The sequence below is a fragment of the Prevotella sp. Sow4_E9_plate genome, from assembly GCF_052116205.1.
Classification (GTDB): Bacteria; Bacteroidota; Bacteroidia; order Bacteroidales; family Bacteroidaceae; genus Prevotella.
In genome coordinates this window covers 38,715-46,882 of the sequence record NZ_JBQKLN010000029.1, presented here as the reverse complement: position 1 = coordinate 46,882, position 8,168 = coordinate 38,715, and the positions used below count along the sequence as shown (strand labels likewise).

General features: G+C 42.4%; 5 protein-coding genes. 4 read left to right on the top strand and 1 reads right to left on the bottom strand.

Annotation, left to right across the window (positions count from 1 at the left end; genetic code table 11):
- Positions 1–967: 967 nt before the first annotated feature.
- The 4 genes from ACTQ53_RS11510 to ACTQ53_RS11495 all read left to right on the top strand — a co-directional run bounded on the left by ACTQ53_RS11510 (position 968) and on the right by ACTQ53_RS11495 (position 6,709).
- Positions 968–3,121, top strand: a complete 2,154-nt coding sequence (locus ACTQ53_RS11510; RefSeq protein WP_441933091.1) for a hypothetical protein — start codon at positions 968–970, stop codon at positions 3,119–3,121.
- Positions 3,122–3,164: 43 nt separating this feature from the next.
- Positions 3,165–4,301: an OmpA family protein gene (locus tag ACTQ53_RS11505; protein WP_441933090.1), complete on the top strand. Its 1,137-nt coding sequence runs from the start codon at positions 3,165–3,167 to the stop codon at positions 4,299–4,301.
- 107 nt (positions 4,302–4,408) lie between these two features.
- Positions 4,409–5,572 (top strand): T9SS type A sorting domain-containing protein, encoded by a 1,164-nt coding sequence (locus ACTQ53_RS11500; protein WP_441933089.1) that lies wholly within the window; start codon positions 4,409–4,411, stop codon positions 5,570–5,572.
- 81 nt (positions 5,573–5,653) lie between these two features.
- Positions 5,654–6,709 (top strand): hypothetical protein, encoded by a 1,056-nt coding sequence (locus ACTQ53_RS11495; protein WP_441933088.1) that lies wholly within the window; start codon positions 5,654–5,656, stop codon positions 6,707–6,709.
- 101 nt (positions 6,710–6,810) lie between these two features.
- On the opposite strand, the gene ACTQ53_RS11490 is transcribed toward ACTQ53_RS11495, so the two are convergent.
- Positions 6,811–7,866 carry a glycoside hydrolase family 43 protein gene (locus ACTQ53_RS11490; protein WP_441933087.1) on the bottom strand — a complete coding sequence of 352 codons (1,056 nt, stop codon included), beginning with the start codon at positions 7,864–7,866 and terminating at the stop codon, positions 6,811–6,813.
- Between the last annotated feature and the right edge of the window lie 302 nt (positions 7,867–8,168).

Genomic DNA, 8,168 nt, shown 5'->3' with positions numbered 1-8,168 from the left:
GACGCCCATCAAAAGCAAGCTTTCGATGTCGTTTCCCCTCGACTTGCATGTGTTAAGCCTGTAGCTAGCGTTCATCCTGAGCCAGGATCAAACTCTCCATTGTAAAATATCTTTTTTACTTCTTGCCTCATTGCTGAAGCAATCGGTGTTTGTTGTCTGTACTTAGGACGAATATCCTTTTCGTTTATTGAAGCTTAGTAAACCTGACTTGTCAATTGCTTGACGGTTCGTTTCTTTTTACCCAGTCAACTTTCTTATTTCTAAGAAGTTAACCGCTTCTTGTACTACTTGTCTGTTTATGTAAAATCTTTCAAAGAACTCTTTCTTTATATTGCTTCGAGTAATGCTTGATTTCTCAAAAGCGAGTGCAAAAGTACTAACTATTTTCCATTCCACCAAATTCTTCGACAAAAAAGTTCGATAAACATATATGTTTTAACACTCGTAAACACTTAAAACATTCCTTATCCGTATTACACCTCTTTTTATATTACGCAAAACATGTGCTTGTACACACCGTATTTGAAAAGGGGAATGAAGCCACCAAGAATAACTTCATTATACACCTATACTTTAACACGTATATTTTTATAATAGGTATATAGACAAATTGATTTAAATGATGCCAGGATACGAATTGAACTAAATCAACTATTCTAAAACATAATTTTACCTAATTAACAGGCAACTCGCCATAAAATAGCAGACATGGGCGGCTTGAATGCTTAAAAAATATAAAAAATAGCACATTTTCCGCAATTAAGTGCTTGAAAATCTTTCCAATTGAAAAAAACTATAACTTTGCAGCGGTATATATACAATTTAATAAGAAAAAATAACGAGCTAAGAATGTAATGTCAAAGCGTGACCTAAAACAACAAAGCAACTAAATGCTATTGTATAAGAGGGTCATGAACGACATATTTAGAGTTAGACAACATAAGTTTAATTAAATTTTTAATAAAAAATGAAAAGACAATTAACTAGTATTTTGCTCTTCTCTGCCCTCTTGATGGGTGGAGCTAGCACTTTTGTGTCTTGTACAGACCACGAAAGCGACAATGCTTATAACGCTAGCATTTCTATTGCAGATGCAGTTGCAAAGCAGCTTGACGCTTTGAAGTTGGCAAACCAGCAGTTGCAGGCAAACATCGACGACCTGAAGAGCGATGTTGCAACCAACAAGGACAAGATTGATGCACTTGAAGCACAGGTTGCTGCAAATAAGGCTGCTATCGAGAACTTGAACGGAACTTGGACTGAGAAGTTCCAAAAACTCAACACACAACTTAATGAATCAATTGGTGCGCTTGGAGATAGAGCTACAGCATTGGAGGAAGCAGTTAACAAAATTAACGGTCAGCTTCCTACTGAACTTGCAAAGTTGAACCAGTCTATTCAGGATATCGCTGAGCTCAAGACTAAATCTAAAGAGGTTGATGAGTTGCAGAAAAAGCTTGATGAACTCAACGAAAAGCTCTATGGCAAATTGGCTGGTGAGGGCGACATCAACACTTTGAATGATGCCATAAAAATTATCAATGGTCAGTTGAAGACCATGAGTGAACAGCTTGATGCTATCTATGCTATCTTGAATAACAACGTTTCAGGCATCGTAATCCAGGCAACAGATTGCCCTGTTACAGGTTACGAGAATGCCGCATTCCTGGGTTCACAGGCTAATATCCTTTCTGCATACTGGGGCGTTCCAGCTTTAGGTGATGAGGATTTTGAGGTAAAAGGCGGCAAGCTTATCAAGTCTGACGCAGGCAACATCTACATCAATATCAACCCAGCAAACGTAGACCCATCTAATATCACATTCAGATTGGTTGACAGTCAGGGCAACGACGCTCCAGGCTTCAAGTTGGGCGCACCAGTTGTTACAGACAAGGTGCTGAAGTATGGTATCACCCGTGCTACATCTGCTAATGGCTTCTATGCAATCCCTGTTGAGTGCACAGATCCTCAGAACGACGGTTTGGATATGAACAAGGGTCAGTTGAAGGAAGCTGCAAAGAATGTACTTGCTAAGTTGCAGGATCCTAAGTCAACAAGCTTGAACCTCTCTGGTCTTGCTTCTGCTTTGTATAGCAACCTCAACAACCAGTTGACAGCATACGGTGTCCAGGCTTCTTGGAAGCAGAAGGATCAGAATGGCAATGAAGTAGAGAAGGTTGTTACATCTGAGATCAAACTGGCTGCATTTGCTGTTAAGCCATTGAGTTTAGATTTCTTGGCAAACAACAGCAAGCTCGACAACCTCAGCCTCGACCGTTTCATGTTGCCAACTAATTTGTCAGAGAAGCTGAAAGGTATCAGTGGTCTTGACTTCAATAACATTATCGACCCATCAACAGGTAAGACAATCGAGGTTGCTACAGTAGTAGCTGTACCTGGTGTAAAGATTGTTGCTAATGGCACAGATCTCGACATCATCCAGATTTCTGACGGCAAGAAGCTTAACACCATCAAGAACGCTTATATCGTAAGCTGGGAAAAAGTTAGCAAGGACATCTCAATTGAAGTTAACGGTGAGGCTGGTAGCGCATCTGGCAGCACAACTTTGGATACATACATCTATCAGATCAAGGTGAAGGATGATACCATGAAGGATCTTATCGCAGACCTCAACAAAAACTTGTCAACAACATTGGGTCCTGTGAAGACAGCTCTCGATTGGGCTAACACATTAGCAGGTAAGTATGACCAGAATGTTGCTACGGTAAACAACTTGATCAAGAAGGTAGAGGGTGTTATCAAGAACGTCAACAAGTACTTGCAGCCAGCCATCATGTTCAAGGCTGATAATGGTTCATGGAACTTCGTCAGCACAGGTAGTCACTTCGCAACAAGTTTCGTAGGTGTTGGTGCAACTCCATTGGTTGCTACTTCTTACACTGCTGAACTTTTGGCTCCTGCTTACAAGAAGCAGTTGTACGTTAAGGAGGCTGGTGCTGAGATTCTGGTAAACGGTAAGGCAACAAAGTCTGCTTTCAACGGTCAGATCCAGAAGGTAGTATTCAATGCTTCTAAGGCAGGTAACTATACCATCGTTTACAAGGCTATCGATTACTCTGGTAAGGTAGTAGAGAAGAACTTCTACGTTACAGTTAAGTAATAAAACATTCGATAATAGGCAATTAAATTAATAAGAAAAGATTATGAAAATCAAGAATATATTACTGTCAGGTGTAGTAGCTATGGGTTGCATCAGTGCATCAGCCCAGGAAGCTGATAAGACTGTAAATGTCTTCAATCCACACTGGTATGTACAGGCACAGGTTGGTGGTCAGTACACTTTGGGTGAGATTTCTTTCGATAAATTGTTGTCACCAAATGCTCAGCTTGGTTTAGGTTACAACTTCAACAAGGTTGTAGGTGCCCGTCTTTCTCTCAACACATGGCAGAGCAAGGCTGGTCAGAAGGTTCAGAACACTACCTACAAGTGGAAGTGGAACTATGTAGCTCCTATGGTTGACGCTACATTCAACCTTTCTAACCTCTTCTGTGGTTTCGACCCTAACCGAGTAATAGATTTCGGTGTATTCGGAGGTATCGGTGCCAACATCGCTTGGGGTAACGACGAGGCAGCAGACGCTCAGAAGGCTATCCTTGCTAACAAGACTGTCAGCTACGCTACATCAGTTGGCGTACATGCTCCATTGGAGTATCTCTGGGATGGTTCAAAAGCTCATTTCGCTGCACGTTTGGGTGCTAACGTAGATTTCCGCGTAAGCGAAAAAGTAAAGATTGGTGTTGAACTTTCAGCCAACACATTGAGCGACCGTTTCAACTCAAAGAAGGCTGGTAACCCAGACTGGTATTTCAACGCATTGGTAGGTGCTAAGATTGCTCTCGGCAAGACCTATACTACTAAGGTAGTTCCTGCTCCAAAGCCAGTAGAGAAGATTATCGAGCGCATCATCGAGAAGCCAGTTGTTGCTCCTGTTAAGGAAGAGGTTAAGGAGGTTGCAGAAGAGAACTTCCGTCGTGATATTTTCTTCACAATCGGCAACTCTACCATCGCAAAGTCTCAGAGAAACAAGATTTCTGAGATTGTTACTTACATGCAGGAGAACCCAGACGCAAAGATTACTTTGACAGGTTATGCAGACAAGGGAACAGGTAGCGCAGCAATCAACGATAAGATTGCTGCTCGCCGTGCTCAGACTGTTTACAACACACTTGCAGCTAAGGGTGTTGCTAAGAACCGCATGATCAAGAAGTCTATGGGTTCACGCGTTCAGCCATTCGAAAAGAATGCCATGAACCGTGTAACAATCTGTATTGCTAAGTAATTAGCCATCAGATAATCATTAATAAGCAATAATTATAACCGGTCTTCATACTTATCATGTAAGCAATGGAGATCGGTTATTTTCTAATTTCAAGAAAGCTAACAAGAATGAAAAAGAGAATATACATGTTTCTGCTTGCCAGTTCTGTAATGTTTAGCACCCAAGCTCAGATTACAGGTAGCGGTTTCTACAGAATAAAAAATGCAAGTTCAGCCAGATGGATGTCACTGAGTGATAATGATAGTAAAGGTATCGATTACCAAAGTACCAGCGCTGACTGCAGCGCTTTGCTTACCAACGCTCTTTGGGATGAGATTTCCTGCGACCCGGGAAGTATCTTCTATCTGGATTCTAAAGGAGGTGAAAGCTACAACATCGGAGCGCAAGGTACAAGCATCAAAGAATTGATAAACTACTACATCTATATCACCCCAAGAGGTAAATATTACACAGCCTGGCAAGAACTCAAGGGGCAAAAAGCATTGTTGGCTGATAAAGAAAGTTCTAAAGACAAAAGTTGGGTAGTTACCAATGGTAAACAGAGTAACTGGATTGTTACTCCGATCAACAACAGTGACAACTATCTGGGAGTAAAACCAACCGTAACTGTAGGCAACAAGCATTACGCAGCCCTCTTTACCGGTTTCGCCTACACCCTAAGTCAGGGAATGAAGGCTTATTACATCACAAAGTTTGATGAAGGTAAGGGCAATGCAGCCTATCAAGAGTTAACAGGAACTATTCCAGCCGAGACTCCTATAATCATCGAATGCACCTCTACCGATATCAGCAAGAATCAAATCACTCCTGTTGTCAGCTCGACTGCAACTCCTAAAGACAACAAGCTGAAAGGAGTATACTTCTGCGTAGGCAACCCATGGAGTAGCAAATTTAACTCTGTCAAGTTTGACGCAACAAAAATGCGCACCCTGAATATCAATTCAGAAGGCAAGTTGTCGTTAACAGCAGCTACCAATAAACTCCCTACCGTCATGCGGAAAGAAGAAGATGCCAATGGAGATAATCTCACCACATTGGCAATTCCAGCCAACAGCTGGTATCTTCCTGTATCAAACAGTGCCCCTAAGGAGTTTAACCTGCTGACTGAAGCAGAATATGCTACTGGAATCACTACCATCAGCACCACTCCTGGCAAGACGACATACACCGTTTATTCGTTGACAGGAGTACTGGTAAAGAAGAATGCAGAGTCCATCGATGACCTTCCAAAAGGAATATATATCGTCAATGGCAAGAAAATAGCCCTTTAAGAAACAAAAAAGCCCCAAATACTTGCCACTTTGGGGCTTGTTGCATAACTTTGCACCCTCATTTAATGTAATCAATAAGTTATGAAGAAATATTCGATAGCTTTGGCAGTAGGATTGCTGCCATCTCTCACGACAATGGCGCAGAACGCAGAGAACCTTGGCAAGGAGCAAACTGCAGAGAAATGGATCAAGAACATAGACGCCTCCATCACTACAGGTACAACAGGTATAGGTTTCGACGTGGCTGTACCTGTGAATGATATGGTCACCCTGCGTACCGGTTATTCCTGGATGCCCCGCACACATGTCACCATGAACTTTGGCGTACAAGTGGGTGATGAAAAGTTATCTCAGGAAGAAGAAACCGCAAAGTTCAACAACCTGGCGAATATGCTGGAAGAATATACAGGAACCAGAGTTGACAGCGATATCGACATGGTAGGAACACCCACCATGAACAACTTCAAACTGTTGGTGGACGTTCATCCTTTCCTTGACAGGAACTGGCACATTACAGCAGGTTTCTATTGGGGACCATCCAAAATAGCCAAGGCAGAGAATGCCATCTATGATGGTACCTCGCTAGTAGCAGTAAGCATGTACAACAACCTCTATGAGCGCGTGAAGTCATCCTACGAGAATTTCATTCCTTACATGAACATTGGTGACCAGTATCTCTATGCAGGTAAGGAATTGTACGACAAGTTTATGAGCTACGGAAGAATGGGTGTTCGCTTGGGAAATCGTACAGACGGCTCGATCTTCCGCCTGGAGCCAGATGCCAACAACAATGTTTCAGCTACCATCCGTGTAAACAGTTTCAAGCCCTATCTTGGCTTTGGTTACGGTGGACGACTCTTCAGGGACAATGACATCTACCACATCTCTTTTGATGCCGGTATTTTATTCTGGGGAGGCACACCAAGAATCACAACCAATGATATCCACAAGGTCACTTTCTCACCTAATGAGGACTATACGGAAGCTATCAAGAACGAAACGATTGAACCAGGAGTCAACCTTGCAAAGGATGTATACAATATTCCGGGCAAGGTAGGCGACTACGTGAAGTTCTTCAAAGGATTCAAGGTTTATCCTGTATTAGAATTGAGATTAAGCCGCAGAATCAGTTTTTAAAATAAAGAATCATATCAATAAAAGCATAAAAACGCTAGAGTTTCACAATCGTAAACTCTAGCGTTTTTTATTGATGATATGAAAAATATCTTAATATTCTTTTACTTCTGCTCTTTCAATTTCTTATCCCATTTCAGCAGATTCAGATATTCCTTCTTGGTAATTCGCATAAAACTACCATGCTGAGGACCTGTTACACCCTTGATATCCACAGGGTCAGAGAAATTGCGGAGATACTTATCAGCCTTACAGATGCGATAGTGCTTAGGGTTGTCGCTATACTGGATATAAGCCACTCGCCAGGTATCATCACCCATCAACTGGAAGGCAGAGCTGCCCTCGCATTTCTTGCGGCCCTCGAAGCTGACATAATCATTCTCTACAGGCTCACCCCAACCATGATTCAAATACTTGCTTGTAGCGGTATAAATACCCGGCTTTCCTCCCTCTTTCTTGATAAGCATGTGGAAGAGACCATCGCTCTTGAGATAGTTGATATCAGCATCGATGGTAGCATATCCCCAGTCGAAGAGCAACTTTGGAGTGGTAATCTTGGTGAAAGTCTTATCAGCATAGCTGTAGTACATGCGGTCGTACTTTTCCTCTGCACGGTTGAGCATAGAATAGTAAATCATGTATCCACCCTTCTCACCATTTTCCCAGCGATAATCAGAATCCCAAAAAATCTGAGGTGCCCAGACACGGTTGATAGTACTCCAGTCTTTATAAGGAGACTGAGCAGTGGCAGCATCGCAGAAGTTCTGCATACCCTTACGATAATCGAAGGTAACGCTGGTCCAATGAATCAGGTCCTTACTCTTCAGGAGGTCAATGCCATAATTGTCCCATTTGTGGCTCTTACGAACGCACATATCAGTAGTAACCATAATATAGCCTTTGCCGTCATGGGTACGGGTGATGTAAGCATCGCGGGTACCGCCTTCGATACGGGCATGCTCCTCTGGGTCGAAGATAGGTTTACCCTCGTTGATATCCTGATAGTTGTAGCCATCACGAGAAACAGCATAGGCTGTCCATTCACCCTTATCACTCATGTGACAGTAGAGATAGCCATAATCTCCCTTTACAAGATTCTGAGCGGTCATTGGCATGAAGGCAGCCAACGCCAAGAGAACGATTGATAATTTCTTCTTCATTTCTTGATCTTCTTAGTTTAATTATTATTAGTCGAATTATTGGGTGCAAAATTACACTTTTTATTTGAGACTACCAAATCAAGAAGGCTACAGAGCTATAGTTTTATCGGAAAATACTCCTTTTTGAACGATTTATGCTCGGGGGGACAGGCGATGGAATCTCCTGGAACGGGGGCGAAAGGGGGGAAAGGAGGACGAGGAAAGGAGGACGAAGAAAGGGAAACGAGGAAAAGGGAGGACGAGAAAAAGGGAGGCAAACCTCATCACAAGGTCCGTCTCCCCTACTTATAGTTATAAATAAC